The organism is Pseudoalteromonas sp. BSi20429 (assembly GCF_000238895.1).
Lineage (GTDB): Bacteria > Pseudomonadota > Gammaproteobacteria > Enterobacterales > Alteromonadaceae > Pseudoalteromonas > Pseudoalteromonas arctica.
On sequence record NZ_BADV01000104.1, the window covers coordinates 1 to 245 of the forward strand.

Here is a 245-nt window from a genome sequence, read left to right on the forward strand (position 1 = left end):
AATTTGAAGCCTGGTAATGTCCTACTTTCACATAGCAAATGCTACACTATCATCGGCGCTGTTTCGTTTCACTACTGAGTTCGGCATGGATCAGGTGGGTCCAAAACGCTATTGTCACCAAGCAAATTTGGGCGTTAATCCGTATCGCTACGCACTAACTGAATTTGGAAAATATCTGATAATATTTTTTAAGTCTTTCTAAGTAATATCTACTTTAGTCATATTAACTTCTGTCTAAACTGTCG

1 rRNA gene is annotated in these 245 nt (G+C 38.0%); it reads right to left on the bottom strand.

The features are described from left to right. Positions 1–8 precede the first annotated feature (8 nt). A 5S ribosomal RNA gene (gene rrf / locus P20429_RS20000) occupies positions 9–122 on the bottom strand. Positions 123–245: the final 123 nt, after the last annotated feature.